The organism is Rufibacter sediminis (assembly GCF_014269285.1).
GTDB classification, from domain to species: Bacteria; Bacteroidota; Bacteroidia; order Cytophagales; family Hymenobacteraceae; genus Nibribacter; species Nibribacter sediminis.
Genome location: NZ_JACOAF010000030.1, coordinates 240,897 through 263,300, shown reverse-complemented (window position 1 = coordinate 263,300; position 22,404 = coordinate 240,897). Strand labels below are relative to the sequence as shown.

Sequence of the window (22,404 nt, the reverse complement as noted above, 5' to 3'; positions counted from 1 at the left end):
CAGATTCTTATAATCAGCAATATGATGAAGAAGCAACTAGTGTGGCTTGTTTTCTTGAGCACGTTCTTTGCCAGCTGTGATTCGCTGGACCAGGATCCGCAGGCGACCGCTACCAAAGAAGCCGTTTTCAGCAGCGAGAAAGGCTTAGAGCTTTACGCCAATTCTTTCTATAATGTCCTACCAACCGCCAATGATGTGCATCGGGGAGACGCCATGTCTGACTACGCTGCCAGAACCCAGGTGCCTGATTTCCTGCGGGCGGGGGCGTTCGGGCCTCGCCAAAGTTCCGGCTGGGATTGGGAACCTTTGCGCAACCTCAACTATTTCATGGCCAATAACACGAACCAGAGTGTTGCCCCTAACACCCGGAAGCATTACCAAGCACTGGCCCGGTTTTTCCGGGCCTGGTTCTATTTTGATAAAGTAAAAAGGTTTGGCGATGTGCCTTGGATCAACAAGCCCATGGCGGTAGATGACCCCGATCTTTTCAAAGGGCGTGACCCTCGCGCCCTGGTGATGGACTCCGTCTTAGCTGATTTGAATTATGCCTGCGAGAACATTGCTACCACCAATGACGGTACCCGTAGCCTGATCACGCGGTACGTGGCGTATGCTTTCAAGTCAAGGGTTTGCTTATACGAAGGCACCTACCGGAAATACCACACCGAACTGCCCTTAGGCACCACCGCCGATGCCTGGCTGAAGGAAGCCGTTGCTTCCTCAGAGAAAGTGATGCAGGAAGGCGGCTTCCGGTTGAACAACGCTGGCGGCACCGAGAGCGCTTACCGGCAACTGTTTACAAGCCAAACGCCGGTTGCCTCTGAGGTAATGCTGGCGGCCGTCGTGTCTCCTACCTTGAATGTGTTCAATGATGCTAACTGGTGGTGGACCAGTGCCACATATGGTGCCCGGGTGAGCTTGATCAGGACATTTGTGAACACCTATCTGAACCTGGATGGCACCCCTTTCACCAGTACGCCTGGCTACAAAACCAAGGTGTTTTCAGAGGAGGTCAAAGGGAGAGACAAACGCCTGAAGCAAACCATTCGGATGGAGGATTACAAGAGAATCAACGGCGGGGCGGCGGAGCCGGCTCCCCCTGTTTTCTCCTACACCTACACCGGTTACCAACCTATTAAATGGACGCTGGATGACACCTACTATGACGGTGGCAGCCGGAACACCAACTCCATCCCGATCATCCGCTATGCCGAGGTACTGCTAAACTACGCGGAGGCCAAAGCCGAACTGGGAACCCTCACCGACGCTGACTGGGCGATGACCATAGGTGCGCTGCGGCAGCGGGCGGGCATCACCGGAGGGCTGGCGGCCAAACCCACCGCAGTAGATCCGTATCTGCAGGCAAATTACTTCCCGGGTATTTCAGATGCAGCCTTGCTGGAGGTGCGCCGGGAAAGAGGAATAGAACTGGTGCTGGAAGGCCTGCGGTTCGATGACCTGGTCCGCTGGAAGCGCGGTGAGCTGATGGAAATGGAATGGAACGGCTTTTATGTGCCGGCTCTGGACCAGCCGCTGGATTTAAATGAAGACGGGAAATTAGACGTTAGTTTCTATACCACCAGGCCAAGCAACCCAGTGGCCGGTGTTACCTATATCAATGTGGCGGAAACCATCAGCGGAGGTAGTCCAAACCCGCAAAGGCTGTCAGAAGGCACCTCCGGGGAACTTACCTGGCTCCGGAACATCCCTAGAAACTGGGAAGAGAAACACTACCTTTATCCCATCCCCGAAGCAGACCGGCTCATGAACCCTGCCTTAGGGCAAAACCCGGGCTGGTAATTGCTAAATGATTGTAACACCACAACACAGACACGCTTTATGCTAATCAAAAAAAGCTTCCTTTTTCTCTTGTTGCTCGTGAGTTTATCCACCATCAGCCAGGCGCAGCAGTTGACCATCGGTTCCTACAACCTACGGTTCGCCAGTCCGGGCGATACCGGAAATCTGTGGGAGAACCGGGCGCCAGTGGTCGCCAACCTCATCCGCTTTCATGAGTTTGATGTGCTGGGCACCCAAGAGGGATTGAAAAACCAGTTAGATGATCTGAGCAAGGCACTGCCCGAGTACGAACGCCACGGCGCGGGCCGCGATGACGGAAAGGAGAAAGGCGAGCATTCCGCTATCTTTTTCCGGAAAGATAAATTCAAGCTGTTGAACAAAGGTGATTTCTGGCTATCAGAGACTCCTGATAAGCCTTCACTGGGTTGGGACGCCACCTGCTGTAACCGCATCGCCTCGTGGGTGTATCTGCAGGACCTCGCCACCAAGAAGAAGCTGTATGTGTTCAACGCCCATTTTGATCATCAGGGAGTACAGGCCCGCAAGGAAAGCAGCAAGCTGATTTTGCGTAAGATTCAGGAAATCGCCGGGAAAGAGCCGGTGGTCTTAACGGGCGATTTCAACGGAGATCAGGCCAGTGAGTGGTACCTAACCGTCGCCAATTCAGGCGTGCTGAAAGACACCTTCAAGCAAGTGAAATACCCGTACGCCAACAACGCCTCCTTTAACGGATTCAAGCAGCAGTTTAACCAAAAAGAAATCATTGATCATGTTTTTGTGACCAATGCCTTTGAGGTGCAGAAGTGGGGAATCCTGACGGATACGTACTTCGGTAGATTCCCCTCTGACCATTTCCCTGTCTTGGTGAAGATCGCGTACAGCGCTAAAAAATAGCTTTCAAAGCTGCTCGGGTTAAAGCCATCACGAACAGCTGTTCCTGTAGCAACAGGAGCTGCCGTTTGTGAATACCAACCTTGATCCATGAAAGGTAAATGGGGAAAAGCTTGGTGCCGGGACAACTCCTGAAAACAGGCTGTTTTACGGATTTCGCCCCTAAAACGCCTGCTACCTGGCTGCGGCAAACAGCTTTACCCTTAAACAGAGCGGGGCACCATGAACATGGTGCCCCGCTCTGTTTAAGGGTAGGAAGTTGGTACTACTACCGCATGCTTTGCGCCGCGCCTGAACCAGTGGAATACAACTGATTAAAGAGCAGTTTGAAAGTGCCGTGAGCCTGACCTCTGAAGGTTATCTCCGGCCCGAAGGCGTAAAAAGTGCCTGCGCCAACGGAAGCGGAGAAAGCGGCCACCCCATCTTTCAGATACGCTTGTCCCCAAGCCCAGCCGCTGCGGAGGGGCTTATCGGTGGAGAACCAGGCTAATGGTTTTACTATGCCGTTGGCCACGGCATCAGGGGTGAGCTTGAACACGGGGCTGTTGTCAAAATACACATCGCCTTCGGTGGGCAGGCCCCAGGTAGCAGGTTGGGAAGTGGTGTACTTCACACGCAGAATGCTGCCGGGGATGTAGTATTTGGTGGCCGCCAGTGGTCTGGCCTGTCCGGTGGCGTTCATCTCCACCAAGGCATTGCTGACGGGTAAGCCCAGGTGGTAAGCTAAGTTGGTGCTGGTACCAATGGTGACCACGGTGCCGCCCGCTTCCATAAACTTCCGGAGAGCTGGGACAGACTTCTCTGCCGTAATGGCACCTAGCTGGGAACGGTATTCCGCGGGAATGTCTTCCGGTTTAGGGCCTCGGCCTTCACCGCCACGTTCATTGTTCCCCTGCGCGGAAACGGGTGGAATGGCCCGGGTCACAAACAGAATCACGTCGTATTTTTTGTTTAGGTCACCGGCGTCAATGTCTTTTGCATACACCAGTTGGATGGGGAAATGATACTGCTCCATAATCCAACGCGTCCAGCCCGAGGGCATAGAACCGCCATAGGTGTCCCAGAGGGAGATGCGCAGGGGAGAAACCTTGGTAGTGGCTCCGGCCGGTCGCTGCGCCACGCCTTTGATGGTAAGGCCGTAATCAGCGGAGGCTTTCTGCACGAGGGCTCGGGATTTATCGGTGGCCGGAACGAAGAAATTGCCTTGGTCAGCACCGGCCGCAGGCATGCGGTACACCTCGGCCCCAGCCTTAAGCAAATCATTGACGGCAATGAAGGAATGGTTGGCACGGGCATCCAGCACATAACCCGCATCAGCTGCTGATGCTTGCAGGTTGCCTTTGGGCGCTTGTAATTCGCCGTAAGGCACGGGTTGGAACGGTCCTTTGAAGCTGTCCAAAATGCGGTCAAACTGCACGCCCATCTGGAACGCCAGGGTCCAACCAGCGGCATCATACGGCCGGATGGGCGGTCCGCCCGGGTACTGGAAATCGTTGGGGTGCTCCTGCGGCTCAAACATATCTATGACGTGCGGCCGGAAGGCTTGGTCGGTTTTCACCACGTAAGAACCGGCGGGGTAGCTTTTGCCGGCTACCTTGAAATCTTCCGTAGCCTTGTGCACCAGAATTCCTGATTTGATGAGCGCGTTTACAAAGGTGACCGCCGTAGGAAAATCAGGCTGGGCCGCCGAGAGAATGTAGCATCTGGGGTCACGCAGGGCGGGGTCTTTGAACACGGTTTCAAAGTGCTTGGCCGGAACATTGCCGCTGCCGGAAGTTGCCTCATTTGTAGAGTTCTCAGCGTCACCAGACTTGCGTTCTTTGGCCTGCGCAGCAGTTACCGCATCTACGCTTTTGGGAGAAAGGGCCCAGTAATCTTTGCTGCCGCGTTCAATGGAGTTCTTGCCCATGCGGTAGATGTTGTACAGCAATTCGTCGCGGTGGCGGGCCGCGTAATCCAGCACGGCGTAGTTGAGCGACACAGAATAATCAATAGACTGCTTGAAATGCCACTTCTGCGGGGTGACTGGGTTGGGTGTAGCGCCGTTGGGCAGCAGACGTTGTGGCACCAGCGGCACTTCCTCCGGAGTCGGGTTCCCGATGATTTCGGTGAGCAGGCCCACCATGTTGTGGAAGTAAGGCGTGGTGCGCAAACCACCGTTCCACCAGGTGGAAAATTGGGAGCCCGCGCGCTGCGTGTAACCCGGCTTGTCCTCGGCGTTCAGGCGGTTGTTCATGGCGGCGCCTACGGCATCAATGCTGGTGACCAGCAGCGGGTCATACACGTAATTGAACGGGTCACGGTACGGCGGACCGGCCAAGACTGAACCCGCCGGGCCGCGCTGGTGGTGGTTGTACATAATCTGCGGAATCCACTCCACAAACAACTGGTGGCTGATGTTCTGCGACTCTTTCATGTTGTTCATGAAGAAATCACGGTTATTGTCGTGGCCCACGTATTTCTGGTACAGCCGGGGCAGGTTGCTCAGGGAACGGTCTTTTTCTTTGCGCGCGCGCATGTACCAGTTGCTCACCAGTTCCTGCCCGTCGGGGTTGGCGTGCGTCAGGAGCACAATGGTCTGGTCCAGCAGGCGCTTGGTTTCGGTATCCTGGCGGCTTACCAGGTTCCAGGCAGTTTCAATCAACTGGTGAATGCCCACGGTTTCGGTGGCGTGCAGGCCGCCGTCAATCCAGACTACGGCTTTGCCTTCAGCGGCCAAAGCGCGGGCCTGTGCTTCCGTGAGGTTTTCAGCGCGGGCTAGTTTCTGCGAGATTTCCTTAAAACGAGCCAGATTCCGAATGTTCTCCGGTGAGGACACAATCAGCATGAACTGATGTCGGCCTTCCTCGGTGAGCCCGATGTCCACCAACTTGGTACGGTCAGAGGCGGCCAGTTTCTTGAAGTAGGCCTCGGTTTGGGTGAAGTTCGCCAGTTGGTAATCATCGCCAATGTTGAAGCCGAAGTGCTGTTTGGGCGAGGGGACTGTCTGGGCTTGGCACACTGCCACGGTGAGGAGCAGCACGAAGGTAAAGGAGCGGTAAAACTTTGACGTCATAGAGTGGCTGTTAGTGGTGAGCGGAAAGTGATTAGAAGAAGGTCAACTTTTTATTTGTGTCATCCTGAAAGGACCTTGTGGGCGAACTAGAAAAACATTTATTGAGCGCTACTGCCGTTCGCCCATAAGGTCTTTCCAAGATGACAGAGAGGAACGTTTTTAAGCTGTTTTAAGAAAAACGTGCTCAAAACGCCTTGCGGAAAACTATTTCTTTCCTTTGGCGATGCCGGTTTCCGAGAGTAGCAGGAGCAAGGCGCGTTGAGTGCCCAAATGCGTGTTCTTGGGCACAAACCATTCTTCCAGCGCGTGCGCTCCGCCCCCGGTGCCGCCGCTGCCAATGGTCACTGCCGGAACATTCTTGGAGAACGGGATATTGGAGTTGGTAGAGCCCACCCTGAGCGCCGGTTCGGTGCCCAGAAACCGGGTGGCGGCCACGCTGCGCTGCACCAGGGCCACGCCAGGGTCAACCCCGCCCGCCGGGCGGTCGCCAATCAGTTTCACGTCTACAGTGAGGTTGGCTCCGCTGCGCTTCATCTGGTTTTCTTCCTGCAAGGCGCGCTGCACGGCGGCCTGGAGAAGCTTGTCAATGCCCTCTACCCGCTCCGGGCTCTCTGAGCGCATGTCCACTTCCATCCAGGACTCAAACGGAATAGAGTTCACCGAGGTGCCGCCGCCAATCACGCCCACATTGTACGTGGTTCTTATGCCTTCTTTGGTGAATTTATCGGCCTCCACGGCGAAGTAGTGGATGGCCCGGCCCAAAGCGTTGTGCGGGTTGGCCAGCCCGAAAGCCCCTGAGGAATGCCCACCCGGACCCTTGAAGGTGATGCGGTAGCGGTGTGAGCCCAGGCCCCGGTTGGTCACGGAACCTATGCCCGTTCCATCCACGGCAATGTACGAATCGATTTTGGGCCCTTTTTCCGAAAACAGGTGCTTCACGCCGCGCAGGTCGCCCAGGCCCTCTTCGCCAACCGTGCCGATGAACAACACATCGGCTTCCGTTTCCAGCCCGGTTTTCTCTAACGTCTTCAAAACCGACAGCACCATGGCCAGGCCGCGGGTGTCATCGGCGATGCCGGGCGCGTATAGCGTGTCTCCTTTCTGTTTGACTTTGACATCGGTGCCCTCGGGGAAAACCGTGTCCAGGTGCGCTTCCATGACCACCGTTTTAGTGCCGTTTTTCCCTTTCCGACGTGCCAGCACGTTGCCTACCTCATCGGTCCACACGGAGTCAGCCCCGGCCGCCCGCAGCATCTCGGCGTATTTCCGGCCGCGCACTTCCTCTTTGAAAGGTGGGGCCGGAATCTCGGTAAGCGTGATTAAATCCTGATGCGTCTGCGGCTCCAGGTCCACGATGGTCTTGAAAGCCGCTTTGACCGCCGGGTTCTTGGCCAGCGCTTTTATCTCGTTCTCGTAGCGCTTATCTACGGCCAGGGGCTTGGCTTTTTCAGCGGACTGCGCCAGCGCGGGCAAGGTGCCGAGGGCAAAGGTTGCCGGCAGAAGACCACGGAGCAGAAGTTGGGAAAGGGTGTTCATAGGTTTGTTTGGTGTGGTGGTAAGAGCTGGATGCTGTTTTAAGGGTGTTTTCCAGAAAATGGGCCTAAAACAGTTATTGGGATAATATCAGATTACCTTTTCTCGCCCGGATGGTAGGTGGCTTTGGCGCGTTTCTCCACGTCTTCACGGTAGTAGGCGGCGTCTTTGAATTGCACATCGGCGTAACGCTGGGCCTGGTCACTGAAATGCGGGGAGTTCGGGTCGCCGCTTTGTCCGCCGGCCAGTAGGGTTTTCGCCTTCACTTTCGGGCCGAACTCCACCACGGCCACAAAGCTGTTGCCTGAGGTGCCGTACAGGCGCTTGGTGTTGTAGGAGTTCGCGCCAAATGAGGCCAAAGCGCCCCAGTTCCCCGAGGCCATGCCAATGGGCAGACTAGGTTTGGCATCATTGAACGGCTGCTGAATATCGCCGGTGAGGCGCTGGAATCGGTTGATCTCGCCCCAAGGCGTGTTCCACGTGCCGAAGTCTTTTTCCAGCTGCGCGATGGTCTGGCGAAACAAATCCAGCCGTTCTTTCTCCGGCGACTCGTTCGCGTAGTATTCGAAGCGCTCAATCAAATTCAGGTTTTTGGGCGCGCTGCCGTTTCTGGTGGAAAGAGTGGCGTAAAAATGCGCTAAAGACATCGCCACGGATTCTTTGGACACGGCATAGTCCCAGCGGCGCAGCACATCCATGGCTTCCTTCAGTTTGGGGTCATTGGGTTTCTGGTTATCATAGGCTTTCACCAAGCCGGGGATGAGCAGCTCAAAACCGGGCAGGTACGGGTCATAGGCCAGGCTTATGAGTTTGTCCAGCGTCAGGTTTTCAGCCTTTTTGAGTAGGCGCACGGCGTGGATGCCCCGGAAGTTCTCGGGCGAGGGTGCCATGTAAATGGGGTAGTTTTCTTTTTTCGGGCTGTATTCGCCGGCGCTGGTGAAAGGCGTGGAATTGCAGTTCTGAATCCAGCCGTTGGGCGGGTTGATGACCCGGATGGTTTCTTCCAGCGAGTGCAGACCCTGCCAATCGGTTTTGGGGTTGCTGCCGTCTACCGGTTGGGAGTAATCAAAAGCCGTATCGCGTTTGGGGAAGAAGTTGCCGTGGTAGTAGGCGATGTTGCCCTCGGCATCGGCGTAAACGGTTCCGTTGGAGGAGTTGGTGCGCAGCTGCATCATCTCGTTGAACTCCTTCAGGTTGCTTTTCTTGGTGCGGGTGTACGACTGCGTGAGTGCCTCTACCGGTTTCCACATCATGGCTGTGGCTACCCATTTGTTCCCGTTCTGGTGCGTAATGGGGCCGTGGTGGGTTCTGTACGTGGTGAAGGTTTTCTGCTTGACTTCCTTTCCTTCTTTGTAGGACAAGGTAACCTCAGAAGTGGTCACCGGGCGTTGTTCATTGCCGTACTGGTACACCAGTTGACCGTTCTTTTTGCTGACGGTTTCCTCAAATTCGTCAATTACGTCTACGTACGCCGAGGTGTGCATCCAGCCGGTTTTCTCGTTGAAGCCCTGATAGATGAAGAACTGGCCCCAGGTCACGGCGCCGTACGCATTCAGGCCTTCCTCACTCACCGCGTGTACTTCGCCCCTGAAGAAGAAGGATGTATGCGGATTAATCAGCAGCATGGCATTGCCTGAGGCGGTATGTTTGCCCGAGATGGTGAAGCCGTTGGAGCCTTTGGGTTCGGCTAAAATGTTGGGCTGCGCCGATGGCTGGTAATTATAGCCGGTCAGCCCCTGCGCTTTGTTTTCCTCGTAGAACGCCTGGATTTTGTTCAGCGGAATGCTTTCTATGTCGCCGCCGATGGAGCCTTCGGTGAAGTACATGGGCATCCAGGGTTCAAATCGGGTGAGCAGCTTGGGCTTTACCTCGGGGTGGGTGTGCAGGTAGTAGTTGATGCCATCGGCGAAGGCCTGGCAAAGGGTTTTGAGCCACTCAGGGCTTTTCTCGTAGTGCTGAATGGCTTCTTCCTGGGTCATGTAGAGTTTCGCTCGGAGGTCGCTGTACAGCATTTCCTTGCCCTCCACCTCGGCCAACCGACCCGTCGCCCACAGGTAATTGCGCTCTACTCGGTTGAAATCATCTTCGCACTGCGCGTACAAAAGCCCGAAAACCGCATCGGCATCAGTTTTTCCGTAGATGTGCGGCACACCAAAATCGTCCCGAATGATGGTGACCCGCGCCGCCTGTTCTTTCCATTGGTCAACCTGTTTGCTGGAGGTAACCTTCTCACTGGAGGAGCAGGAGAAAAGAACGAAGAGGAACAGGTGTAAAGTAGCGTTTCTGAAAAGGTGTTTCATGGAGGAAAGGAGAGAAATAGACGGTTTCCCAATTTAGGGCTATTTTCTAAAAAATGCAGGTAAAACGCAGCGGATTGGGGCCGGTGACCACACGCCTGTTGACCGCCTAGAAACGGGCTTGCATGATGGCGGCAATGGTCTCAATGCCCTCCCAGAGGTACTGGATCTTGACATTCTCGTTCTCGGCGTGCTGGTTGTTGTCATAGTTCACGATGGGCACGGTGATCACCTTGGTGCCCAGAATCTCCTCGAAGAGGTACAAGGGCAGGCTGCCGCCCATGGAGGGAATCAGCACCAGGGGTTCTTTGGTAGTAGATTGCACCGCCACCTGAATGCTTTTGGCGATGGGCAGATCCATGGGCGTGCGTTGGGCGTTGTAGCCGTGCTCCACCTCTATCTTGATTAAGTTGGGATAGTTGCGGCGGTCTTCCTCGGTGGGTTCGCGGTCCAGCACCTGAAAGCCTTTGGCCTTGATGTGAGCGATCACCTTTTCAACTTGTTTCCTGAAATCGTTGCCTTTTACCAAACGGAGGTCCAAAACGGCTTCGGCTTTGGTGGGGATGACGTTGCTGGCCATGGAGCCCACGTTGGCGCTGTGCAGGCCGTTGATGTTCAGGGTGGGCTGCATGATGGATTCCACCAGCGATCGGGTGGCTACTTCCGGCGCGTTGACGCCCAGTTCTTTTTTCAGGGTTTCGTCCTGGTTGGGGATTTGGGCCAGGGCTTGCTTCTCGGTGGCGGTAAGCGGCGTGACATCGTCATAGAAACCTTTCACCAATACTTTCCCGTGCTCGTCTTTCATGGAAGCCAATAGTTGGGCCAGCTTCAACGCGGGATTGGGCGCCCAATTGCCGTAGTTGCCGCTGTGCAGCGGGCGTTTGGGGCCGTAGACGGTGAGCGCCATGTTCACGTCGCCGCGTACGCCGTAGATGAGGGTTTTCCGGCCGGAAACGTGCCGGGGCGCGTCAATGATGATCCAGCAGTCGGCCTGAAGTTTGGCTTTGTGCTGCCGGAAGATCTCGTTCAGGTGAATGGAGCCTACTTCTTCTTCGCCCTCAAACAGAAACTTGATGTTGGCGTTCAGGCGCTGACTTGTTTTCACCAGCGCCTCGTACGCGTTCAGAATGGCCATGACCCCGGCTTTGTCATCGGCGGAGCCGCGGCCCAGAATACGCCACGCAGGGTTCACCGGCTCCCCGGCTTGGTAAGGGCCCATGATTTTGCCGCCGCTTTCTAAAGGAGCCGTAATGAGCACGGGTTTGAACGGATCAGTGCCCGCGTACCATTGTTTGGGGTTGACCGGCTGGCCGTCATAATGCGCGTAAAACCCGATGGTCTTGGTAGCGCCGGGCGTTTTAATCTCACCAAACACCGCCGGCGTCACCCCTGTCGTGGTGCCGTTCAACAGTTCGGCCTTGATACCTTTGCGGTTCATCATCTCCTGGATGAAAGCGGCGTTCTTCCGGATGTTAACCGAGTCTGTGGAAACGTTGGGGATGGAGAGGAACTGCACGTATTCTTCCATGAGCTGTTTGTCATACTGGCGGAGGTACTTCTGGAGGTGCTGCGCTTGCAACGAGGTGGAGAGGCAAAGCAAAGCGAGGGATGCCCCGATGATGCGGGAAAGACTTACCTTCATGAGCGGGCTGGTTCTGGTCAAGTAAAAGAAGTGCCGAAAAGCGTTTTGCGAAGATAACCATGCCGGTTGCTTTTCAAAGAGGAATTGGGCCTATCTCAAAGGTAGATAGCGGTTTCTGATTTAGATTTCCCGTAGTTAGGCTGCCGTTGAGTCCTGATGCTGGGCAGTGGTTATGAAAGCAGGTCATCGGCTGGTCTGTGTCTTGCGTTGTTTTCTGTCCTGGCCGTGAGTACCTGCACCGGTAAGCGTCTGCGGCTTGTGAGATATCTGGCGGGTTCGTCCGTTTTTGGGCCGTTTTTCTTTAACTTAAGCATTTCTAACCGACCAGACTGGTATGAAACACCTTTTGACCTTGTTTCTCTGCTTCTCCTTGATTGTGTCAGTTACCGCGCAGCAGACGCAAAAACCAGTCTTGCACGGCAAGAACTGGATGGCCATCACCGGCAAACCTCTGGCGGCTACCGCCGGAGCCATGACGTTCCAGAAAGGCGGCAATGCGGTAGATGCGGCCTGCGCCATGCTGGCCGCCACCTGTACCATGTGGGATGTCCTGAGCTGGGGCGGCGAGACCCAGGCCTTGATTTATAACCCCAAAACCAAAAAAGTAATTGCCATCAACGCCATGGGCGTGGCTCCTACCGGTGCTACGGCGCAGTTCTTCAAAGGCAAAGGCTATAACTTTCCGCCGGAATACGGCCCGTTGGCGGCCACCACGCCGGGCACGCCGGGCGGACTTTTGCACATGCTGGCTAACTACGGCACCTTAACGTTGGAGCAGGTATTAGCGCCCGCGATGGAGATGGCCGCCGGGTACCCCATTGAGGCCCAAACCGCCAACAGTTTTGAACGCGAGAAAGAGCGGCTCAAGCAGTGGCCCTACAGCAAGAAGGTGTTCCTGACGCACCCCGGCGAGAAACGGGAAGCCCCCGAGGCGGGCGAGATCTTCGTGCAGAAAGACCTGCTGGCCACCCTCACCAAGTTAGTGGAGGCCGAAAAAGCCGCCCGTAAGAAAGGCAAGAACCGGAAAGAAGCCATCATGGCGGCCTATGACCGTTTTTACACCGGCGACATTGCCAAGGAATTCGTGCGGGGCTGCCAGGAACAGGGCGGTCTGATCACCATGCAGGATCTGGCTAAGTGGAAACCGCTGGAAGAGGAGCCGCTTACCACCAACTACCGGGGCATAGATGTCTACAAATTACAACAATGGACGCAAGGACCGGTGCTGTTGCAGGCGCTCAACGTACTGGAGAACTTCGACCTGAAGGCCATGGGCTACAACAGCGCCAAGTACATCCACACGCTGTACCAGACCATGAACCTCACCTTCGCTGACCGTGATTTCTACTACGGCGATAACTACTTCGCGCCGCAGGAGCCCATGAAAGGGCTGTTGAGCAAGGAATATGCAAAGCAACGCGCCTCGCTTATCCAGTTCGATAAAAATAACCCTAGCCTGGGCCCCGGAGACCCGTATCCGTTTGAAGGCAACGGAGCCAAGAACCCTTATCTGCAGCTTCTGAAAGAACGAGGTTACGAACTGGATACCACCAAACGCAACTTCGCGCCTACCCATGACATCCGGAACGGTTCTTCTATGGTTGACTATCAGCAAAGGCTGTGGTTGGGGACCACCACCATGGAAGCCGCCGATAAAGAAGGTTGGGTGGTGTCTATCACGCCCAGCGGCGGCTGGAACCCGGCCTGCATTGCCGGTAATACGGGCGTGGGCATGAGCCAGCGCATGCAGAGCTTTGTGCTGGATGCCGAACTGAATCCGTTTAACGTGGTGGAGCCGGGCAAAAGACCTCGGGTGACCTTGACGCCTTCTATGGCCTTGAAAGATGGAAAGCCCTTCTTGTCGTTCGCGGTGCAGGGCGGCGATACCCAGGACCAGAACCTGCTGCAGTTCTTCTTGAACGTAGCCGATTTCGGGATGAACGTGCAGCAGGCCGCCGAAGCCGCCAACTTCAACACAAACCAACTCTGGCTGTCTTTGGGAGGCACTAAGATTGACGACCGTAAACCCAAGCCCGGACAGATTTTGTTGCATGACAGCACGCCAGAGCCGGTACGGGAACAACTCAAGAAAATGGGCTACATCCTGAGTTTCGATGACCGTACCAGCGGACCCATCAATGCCATTTACTTTGATTGGAAGCACGGCAGTTTCTGGGGCGGTTCCAGCAACCACGGCGAAGACTACGGCATCGGCTGGTAATTCCCTGACTAGGTTTTTAGAAAGGAACCTTGTTTTCGCTTGGAAATTGATGGTCCAGCCCCTGTGGAAGCGCTTTGCAAAACGAGGCTCCCCCGGGTAAATGAAACCTGATTTCCCTTTCTTCTGAGCAGGCGCTCCCTCACTTTGTGCAAGAAGTGGCGGGAGGGCCTGCTTTTTTTGTGCCTGAAAACTCCTCCCCAGAGAGTTTTCCTAATTTGGGTTATTTGTTCTATAAGATCACTTGCCCGGCTTTTTACTGGCTCGTAAAAGATGTTCTGTTCTATGTAAGGCTTGAAAATTTACTATTTGCTGCTAGCTAAGAAGAAGTTGTTTGTTTACCGCTTGCCTCGCTTGAGTGAAGGTATTCAATTCTTTGTACAGCTCTTTGGGCGATTGAAAAGGTTGTACTGAACTGTTTTAGGGCTGTTTTTCAGAAATCATCGCGTAAACGGTATTTCCTGGAATGCTATAAAGTTGGTAGGGGAGAATCTCTGATCGATCAAGAAGCTGAAAAAGGCAGGTAGAATAGTTCTTATTTCTGGTGTGTTTTAGGTTGATGGCTGTTTAGTTGTATTATTCCGATTGTAGTAAGGTGTCTTTTCTCTTCTTCCTAGCCCAAAGAGTACTACGCTAAAGCTCAATATTGAAGGCGCGCTATATTCAGATTTTATATGAATATAAATTTTATTGGAATTAATATAATTTGTCCACTATCTTTATGGTGGTTGAGATCTCCTCTTTCTCGCTAAGCCCATTTCTCTCATCACCCTTTACCTGATTCTATGGCACAATTCTACCGTAGCCTATTTTTAGCTTGTTTTCTGCTATTGATCTGTCATCTGCGGGTCTGGGCGCAGGAATGTGACGCGACTGTCTCCGCCGAAGGGCCTAGTGCCTTGTGTCCGGGTGCTGGGCAGATTATTCTAGTGGCTTCCTCCAGTAGTGCCGGGGCTACTTTCCAGTGGCAAAAAGATGGAGTGGACCTGGCGGGGCAAACCGGTGCTAAACTAACGGTGACCTCCACCGGGAATTATACGGTAGTCGTAAAAAGTGCTTCCTGCTCAGAGAAAGTCTCCCCGGCTTTTCCGGTGACCACCAGCCCCAACCCGGTCGCTGATTTTACCTTTATTGATAATGTCTGCTCCGGCTCTAATGTGAGGTTCACGGCCTCGCCTACAGGGGCAGGATTTAAGTATGAGTGGGACTTCGGGGATCCAAACTCAGGAAGTGGCAATACCGGTCATCAACAGGAAGTCAACCATACTTTTGTCTCCAACGGTACCGGTGTTGTAAAGTACCAGATTAAACTGAAAGTGACCAATGCAGGCGGTTGTACCAGTGAAGTCACGAAAGAACTGACCATCAACCAGCGGGCAGATCCCTCTCTGGAAGATGTGCTGGCTATTCAGAATTTTACTCTTCCCTTTACTAACTGCGCGTCTGTCGCCTCCAGCTACTTGTTAAAGGTCCGGAATACGTCCACCACCAAGAGCACGAACAGAGCATATACCATTGATTGGGGCGATGGTAAGATCGAAAACTTTCCGGCTTCCTTTGAGGAAGCGGAGCATACCTATACTACCCAGGGAGAGTTTAACCTGAAACTGGTCATTGAGGGAGTTAATTGTACCTCCACAAGAAATATCAAGGTGTTTAACGGGAGCAACCCCAGTCTTACGGTGGGTAGCCCTGGTAATACCGTGGGATGTGCGCCGGTTACCTATACTTTCCCTATAACGGGCATCGCTAATAACAGCCCGTCCACTATCTACACTTTTCAGTTTGATGATGGCTCACCGGGGTACACATTCACGCAGGACAATGTTCCTTCCAGCCTTACCCACACGTTCTTAAAGAGTTCCTGCAACAACGGTGGCTCAGATGCCTTCAAGCTGAATGCCACGGCCAAAAACCCATGCGGGATCACGAATGTCATTGTAAGTTCCATCTATATAGCGGCCACTCCCAAAGCTAAGTTTGAATTAGAGCCCAAAGCTCCCACGGGTTGTATCAACACAGCTTACACCCTGAAAAATACGTCTGATCCGGGGGCGAGTATTCTGGGCAGTGGCACATGTAATAATAATGCCGGTTACCAGTGGGAGATAAGTCCTGCTACCGGATGGGCGCTCACCTCAGGGACGCTTACCTCTTTTAGCCCAGTCATCAACTTTACTGCCAAAGGCGATTACAGCATCAGTCTGAAGGTAACCAATGGCTGTGGCTCTCATGATACTACCTTCGTGTTCTCCATTCTTGAGCCACCTGTCTCTAAGTTTGCAACCACTCTGAACCCCGCCACGGGATGTGCCAACCTGGAGGTGGCTACTGCAAACCAATCTGTGGGGGAACAGTTGTCTTATGCCTGGTTTGTCACGCCAAACAGTGGGTATACGCTTGCCTCCGGCTCTCTGACCAGTAAAGACCCGGTTTTCAATTTCAACACCGCCGGGGTGTATACCCTTTCCCTGAAGACCAGTAATCCCTGCGGGTCTGATTCTTCCAGTACGCAGATTAACGTGGGTTCTCCTCCTACGGTCACCTTGCCTGGACCCAGAGAACTATGCGCGCCGGGAGTGATCACGTTCTCCGAGGCCAATGCCTCCCATCGGCCAGAATATGGAGCCAACTTCGGAACGATCTCCGGTTATAAATGGACCGTTACCGGAGGAGGTGGCGCAACCTTTGTGTCAGGTACTACAGATGCTTCGCAGTATCCTTCTATTGATTTCCCGGCGGCCGGCACCTACACCGTCACCGTCACAGCCACCAATGAATGCGGTGCCTCGGCAGCGGCCTCGCAGGAGATTACCATCAGGGAGTTGCCTCTGCCTCCAACCGTGGCCGGACTTACCATCTGCGACGGAGAGCCCGCCGTTCTGACGGCGACAGGAGGAGCAGCGGGTACCACTTACCGGTGGTACGAAGCGGCTTCCGGGGGAAATCCGGTATTCACCGGCGATTCCTTTACGCCCTCGCCCGCCCTGACTTCTACCACCACCTATTATGTAGAGGCGGTTAGTGGTTTCAATTGCGTGAGCGCGACCAGGACTTTGGTTACTGTAGTGGTACTGAAAGGTGTCTCCAACAACAGCATTACGGCGCAAGGAGCAATAACTATTTGCGAAGGAGTCGCCCCTAACACCATTACCGGCTCTCTCCCAACAGGAGGAGACGGAGCGCCTTATCAGTACAAATGGCAGATCAGCACAGATGGGGTAACGTTCACCGATGCCCCAGGCACTAACTCCGAGCAAGACTATTCGCCCGGCCTGATCACCCGGAACACGTGGTATAGAAGAACCATCGTTTCGCAAAAATGTGCGGTAAACGAAAGCAATGTAGTCGCATTCACGTTTAGTCCTACGCCGGCAGCGCCCGTGCTTACGTTGAATGACGTGGCCATCTGTGAAGGACAACGGGCTAGTCTTTCTGTGAATGCCCAGGTAGGCTTTACTTATAAGTGGTACACTGCCAGTACCGGAGGTGCCCTGGTGACTACGGGTGAATCTTACCAAACGCCTGCGCTGACGCGTGATACCGTGTTCTATGTAGAGGCAGCCAATGAGAATAGCTGTGTGAGCACATCGCGTTCTGAGGTGCGGGTGAGAGTCGCGGCTACCATTGCGGATAATTCCATCGGAGGTGGGCAGGATATCTGTACCGGCCAGACGCCAGCAGGATTGACCGGCTCGCAGCCTACGGGCGGGAACAACTCCTTTACCTATGCCTGGGAAAGCAGCGTTACTTCTGCTACCTCAGGGTTTGTGCTTATTCAGGATTCCAATACCAAAGATTATTCCCCGGGGGCGCTCACGGCCACCACCTGGTTCAGGCGGGTGGTTAGTTCCGCGGGATGTGTTTCTACAAGTGGAAGCGTGGAGGTTACCGTCCGCCCGGAAATAACAGCCAACACCGTCTCTTCTACTCAAACGGTATGTACAGGCAGTATTCCAGCGGCTTTCACAGGCTCTCAGCCAGCAGGAGGGAACAATACCTACACCTATCAATGGGAAGTGAGCACTACCTCTGGTTCAAGTGGGTTCTCGGCTATTCCAGGAGCCACCTCAAAAGACTTCAGTCCTGCTGCTGCTGTAACGCAAAACACCTGGTTTAGACGGGTGGTGGAATCGGGTACCTGCCAGAGAAGTGAAAGCGAAGCGGTGTTGGTGGAGGTGCAGCAACCCATTGCCGCTAACACTGTCTCCGCAGATCAGGCGATCTGTGCCGGAGAGTCCATTCAGCCTTTGATCGGGTCAGATCCAACCGGCGGCAGCGGCGCATACGCCTTTGTTTGGGAGCAAAGCACCACGTCCGCCACTGCCGGCTTCAGTCTGGTGCCAGCTGCCAATGCGCGGGATCTCGCCTCCATGACGCTCACCGTTACTACCTGGTTCAGGCGGATGGTGACTGGCGGTGCCTGTGAGCCCAGCATCAGCAATACCGTGCAGGTGACGGTAAGCCCGGCCATTGAAAATAATATCATCAGAAATAATCAGGCGCAGATTATTTGCACCGGTTCTACGCCTGCGGCTTTGCAGGGAGAACAACCCACGGGAGGGGACAATATTTTCACTTACCAATGGGAGCAAAGCACCGATGGCTTATCCTATACAGATATTCTCGGGGCAACGGAGAGTGATTATGCTCCCGCGGCGCTTACCCAAGATACCTGGTTCCGCAGAAAGGTGATTTCCCGCACCTGTACTTCCGTCAGTCCGGCGGTGAAAGTAGAGGTGCAGCAGCCTATTGCAGACAACAGTGTTGCCGGCGAGCAGACCATTTGTGCTGGTTCTGCCGCGCAGGCGTTGACGGGGTCGCAGCCCACCGGAGGCTCCGGAAACTACGGATATCAATGGGAAGCCAGTACTGACGGAAACACCTATGCTCCGGTTCTTGGTGCCACCCAAGGAGAGTATACCCCTGTGAACCTGACACAAACGACCTGGTTTAGAAGGATCGTGACCGGTGGGCCTTGTGTGGCTAATGTGAGCAATGGAGTTAAAGTAACGGTAACGGCACCCGTGACAAACAACACCATCAGTGCCGCCCAAACCATCTGTAGCAACACCGCGCCGCTTGCCTTGATGGGTTCGCAGCCCGCAAGTGATCCTGGTGCCGTGTTTACCTACCGGTGGGAAAGCAGCACTACTTCCGCTACCGCCTCTGACTTTATGGCTATTGACGGAGCAGACGGGAAAGATTATGCCCCTGGCGTGCTGACCCAAACCACCTGGTTCAGGAGGGTTGCTGTAACCGGGGCGTGTTCCAGTGCCTCGCCGGCGATACAAATCACAGTGGAGCCTTTGCCAGCGGCCCCTGCCGTGGCAAATCAGGTGATCTGTGAGAACAACGCCGCTACTCTGACTGTGACAGGAACTAGCGCCGGAACGTACCAATGGTTTGCCACGGAGACCGGAGGAACTGCCCTGGGCCAAGGCGCTTCCTTCACCACGCCGGTGCTTACGGCTTCCACTGCATATTATGTGCAGGTAACCGATGCCAAAGGATGTATCAGTCCGCGGGTGATGGTACAGGTAACGGTGAATCAGAACATCGGGAACAACATCGTGTCTTCCAATCAGGCGCTTTGCGTGGGCTCCAGCCCCAGTCGGCTGACGGGTACATCGCCAACCGGCGGGAATGGGGTATACGCCTATCTATGGGAGAAAAGCACCCAGGGACCCGATGCGGGCTTCAGTCCGGCGCTAGGGACCAATTCGGATAGCACCTATCTGCCCACCAATATCACAATGGTGACCTGGTTCAGAAGAAGAGTTACAGCGGGGCCTTGTCTGCCTAGCGTCAGCGAAGCAGTCAGGATCTCTATCAGTCCGGTGATCACGAACAACCGGATTTCGTTTCCGCAATCTACGTGTTCCGGCACGCCGCCGGCCCCCATCACCGGAACTCAGCCGCAGGGAGGCGACGGAACCTACACCTATCTCTGGGAAAGCAGCACAACGGGAGCGACCAGCGGTTTCACTACAGCCAACGGAAACGCGCAGGAACGCAATTATCAGCCGGAGAGCCTTACCCAGACCACCTGGTTCCGGCGGACGGTATTTTCCGGGGGCTGTACCATAACATCGGCGGTGGTGCAGATCACCGTGGTTCCCCTTATCGCCAACAACACCATCTCGGCTGATCAGACCATCTGCCGGGGTGATGCCGTGCAGCCGCTGACGGGTTCGGTTCCTACGGGTGGCAACGGTACCTATGTGTATGTCTGGGAAAGCAGCACCGACGGGATTGTGTTTACCTCGGCAGCCGGAGATAACAAGAAGATGAACTATGCGCCGGGGGCTGTTAGAGTCACTACCTGGTACAGACGCACGGTTACGTCATTCCCCTGCTTTGAAAGCAAAAGCACGCCTGTGAAGGTGACGGTCATTGCGCCGGTGGCCAACAACTTCATCAGAACAGATCAGGAGATTTGCGCTAACACGGCACCCGGCGTACTGGAGGGTTCGGTGCATACCGGCGGTGGGGCAAACAGTGTGTATCAATGGGAAGTCAGCACCACCGGTGCCAACGGGACTTTCGCGCCGGCACCGGGCATCCATGATCAAATCAGCTACCAGCCGGGTGTTTTAACCCAAACCTCGTGGTTCAGAAGGGTGCTGGTCTCTGCCCCCTGCCAGAACCAGGCCAGCAACGTGGTGCAGATCAAGGTAAACCAGCTGCCGGCCGCCCCGGCGCTGCTGACGAGTAACCTAAGAGTATGTCCGGGAGATAGAATCAACGTGACGGTGACCAGCCCCGGTTTTGGGGTGGAGTGGTATGACCAGCCGCAGGGAGGAAGGCTTATTTACACCGATGTAACCTTCCCGACCCCCGCCCTCACAGAAACCACTACGTTCTATGTGCAGTCGCTCTCGCGGGAGGGTTGCCCCAGCAGCAGTAGAACGGCGGTGACGGTGGAGGTGGTGCCCGCCAAAGCTGATGCCGGGCCGGATGTCTCCATCATCATTGGGCGCTCCACGCAGCTGCAGGCCTCGGGAGGCGTGAAATACGAATGGGCGCCGGCCAGGGGCTTGTCATCGGTGAATACCGCCGCCACCATTGCCACCCCTACAGAAACCACCATCTACACCGTCACGGTCACTACCGCCGAAGGATGTACCGCCAAAGATGAGGTAACGGTGACGGTGCTGCCCGAAATCTTCATCCCCAACGTGCTGACCCTGAACAAAGACGGCATCAATGATGAGTGGGAGATCTTGAACATAGAAAAATACCCGAACTGCAAAGTGGAGGTGTTTAACCGCTGGGGGGTGAGCCTGTTCACTTCTGAGGGGTACGCCAAGCCATGGGATGGCACTTACCAGGGCAAGCCTCTGCCGGTAGCCGCCTACTACTACATCATTCAGCTTGACAAAGACGAGAAGCCCATCTCGGGAAGTATCACCATCATTAATTAAGGTCATGAAAGGAAGAGAGCGTTTAATTTCGGTGAGCCTGATCGTGCTTTGTCTGGTTGCCTTTCGGGCGGCAGGGCAGCAGATGCCTCAGTTCAGCCAGTACATGACCAATGGCCTGGTGATCAACCCGGCCGTGGCGGGCATAGAGAATTACATGGACATCCGGACATCTTTTCGGAAGCAATGGGTGGGCATAGAAGGCTCGCCCACCACCTTGTATACCAGTGTGCATGCCTCCATTGGCAAAAGCGACCGTAATGCCACCGGCCGGGGCAAGTTCAGGGTGAAAGGCAATGGCTCGGGGCACAAGATAGACCGCAACAACCGGTTTAGGCGCGTGAACCCGCACCACGGGGTTGGCGCGATGGTGCAGGTAGACCAGGCCGGGTTGCTCAGGACCAGTTCTGTGAACCTGGTGTATTCCTTCCACCTGCCGCTGACCAGTACCCTGAATCTGGCCTCGGGGATTTCTGCCGGGGCGGTACGCAACAGTTTCAATACCAGCAGAGCCCGAGCCGTTACGCCCTCAGATGTGGCCCTGCTGGGCGATCAGGTGAGCATGACCAAGGCAGACCTGAGCGTGGGTACCTGGCTGTACACCCGGTATGCCTTTCTGGGTATCTCTGGGGCCCACCTGATCAACAGCGGAAGCGATTTTCAGACCCCGCTTGACTATTCCATCGCCGGGCGGCTGGTGCCCCACTATTTCATCACAGCCGGCTATCGGTTTCAGGTTGAGGACCTCATGATCACACCTTCGGTGCTGTACAAAAAAGCCAGTCCTAGCCCCGGGGCCATTGATCTGAATGTGAAAGCCATGTACAACGAGCGCGTGTGGATAGGTGCCTCTTACCGAAACCGTGATGCCATGGCTTTTCTCTTCGGGTTGAACGTGAGCCCCTTGCTGGACTTCGGCTATTCCTATGACCTGACCACCTCCCATCAGAATGAAACCAGTGCCGGTTCCCATGAAATCATGGTAGGTCTAAAAGTAAACAACGAGCTGCGGGTGCTTTGTCCGCAATGGGTGTGGTAGTTTGGAGGAACCACGGGTGTAGATTTGAATTTTTGAACACATCTTATCGCAGCAGCCTAACTTCGGTGACTGGAGCCTAGAGCGGCGTTGGAGGAGCGGTTATCTCCTTTTATGGCGCTGCATGCAATGAAAGTTCTAAGCCGGATAGAGAGGCTGGTTGGTATTTGTCTTTCATCAAACCTGGGCTGATTGGCAAAGCTTTTCAGTTCCTGTTTCAGGCATGTTTTGGTGAAAACAGCCCCTAAACGGCGATACAAGCAGGCGCTTGCTCCAGAAGCAGGGGTTGATGCTAACCTATAAATACATAGCACAATTGCTTGGAAACTGATGGCCTGTTTTGGCCCTGTTTTTCAGAAAACAGGCAAAAAGCGCCAAGTTCTACCGAAAGTTCTTTTGCATCTGTCTTTGCTGGCGTGGAGAAAGAATAGCTGAAAAGAAGGAATTCTTTGGGCTGCTACAGCCATCACGCCCAATGCCCCGTCACCTTCTTACCCGATCAGGTTTT

The 22,404-nt window shown here is 54.7% G+C and carries 9 protein-coding genes; 5 read left to right on the top strand and 4 right to left on the bottom strand.

Annotated features, from left to right (window positions below; genetic code table 11):
• Nucleotides 1-24: 24 nt before the first annotated feature.
• Complete coding sequence (locus tag H7U12_RS13015) at nt 25-1,800, top strand: RagB/SusD family nutrient uptake outer membrane protein (protein ID WP_186638598.1); 1,776 nt, start codon at nt 25-27, stop codon at nt 1,798-1,800.
• Between the two features lie 39 nt (nt 1,801-1,839).
• Entirely contained in the window at nt 1,840-2,694 is an 855-nt protein-coding gene (locus tag H7U12_RS13010; protein ID WP_186638597.1) for an endonuclease/exonuclease/phosphatase family protein, read from the top strand.
• Nucleotides 2,695-2,959: 265 nt separating this feature from the next.
• On the opposite strand, the gene H7U12_RS13005 is transcribed toward H7U12_RS13010, so the two are convergent.
• From H7U12_RS13005 to H7U12_RS12990, 4 genes are all read right to left on the bottom strand, one after another.
• Entirely contained in the window at nt 2,960-5,746 is a 2,787-nt protein-coding gene (locus tag H7U12_RS13005; RefSeq protein WP_186638596.1) for a M14 family metallopeptidase, read from the bottom strand.
• Between the two features lie 204 nt (nt 5,747-5,950).
• Nucleotides 5,951-7,282, bottom strand: coding sequence for a M20/M25/M40 family metallo-hydrolase (locus H7U12_RS13000; RefSeq protein WP_186638595.1), 1,332 nt, complete (start codon nt 7,280-7,282; stop codon nt 5,951-5,953).
• Nucleotides 7,283-7,374: 92 nt separating this feature from the next.
• On the bottom strand, nt 7,375-9,579 hold the full coding sequence (locus H7U12_RS12995) for an acylase (RefSeq protein WP_186638594.1): 2,205 nt from the start codon (nt 9,577-9,579) through the stop codon (nt 7,375-7,377).
• Nucleotides 9,580-9,685: 106 nt separating this feature from the next.
• Nucleotides 9,686-11,218, bottom strand: a complete 1,533-nt coding sequence (locus H7U12_RS12990) for a M20/M25/M40 family metallo-hydrolase (protein WP_186638592.1) — start codon at nt 11,216-11,218, stop codon at nt 9,686-9,688.
• Between the two features lie 334 nt (nt 11,219-11,552).
• On the opposite strand from H7U12_RS12990, the gene H7U12_RS12985 reads away from it, so the two are divergent.
• The 3 genes from H7U12_RS12985 to H7U12_RS12975 all read left to right on the top strand — a co-directional run bounded on the left by H7U12_RS12985 (nt 11,553) and on the right by H7U12_RS12975 (nt 21,899).
• A complete protein-coding gene (locus H7U12_RS12985; RefSeq protein ID WP_186638590.1) occupies nt 11,553-13,439 on the top strand; it encodes a gamma-glutamyltransferase family protein in 1,887 nt (628 codons plus the stop codon).
• Between the two features lie 782 nt (nt 13,440-14,221).
• Nucleotides 14,222-20,863, top strand: coding sequence for an Ig-like domain-containing protein (locus H7U12_RS12980; RefSeq protein ID WP_186638588.1), 6,642 nt, complete (start codon nt 14,222-14,224; stop codon nt 20,861-20,863).
• Between the two features lie 4 nt (nt 20,864-20,867).
• The gene (locus H7U12_RS12975) at nt 20,868-21,899 is read left to right on the top strand and encodes a PorP/SprF family type IX secretion system membrane protein (RefSeq protein WP_186638586.1); all 1,032 of its coding nucleotides are present in this window, start codon (nt 20,868-20,870) and stop codon (nt 21,897-21,899) included.
• Nucleotides 21,900-22,404 lie beyond the last annotated feature (505 nt).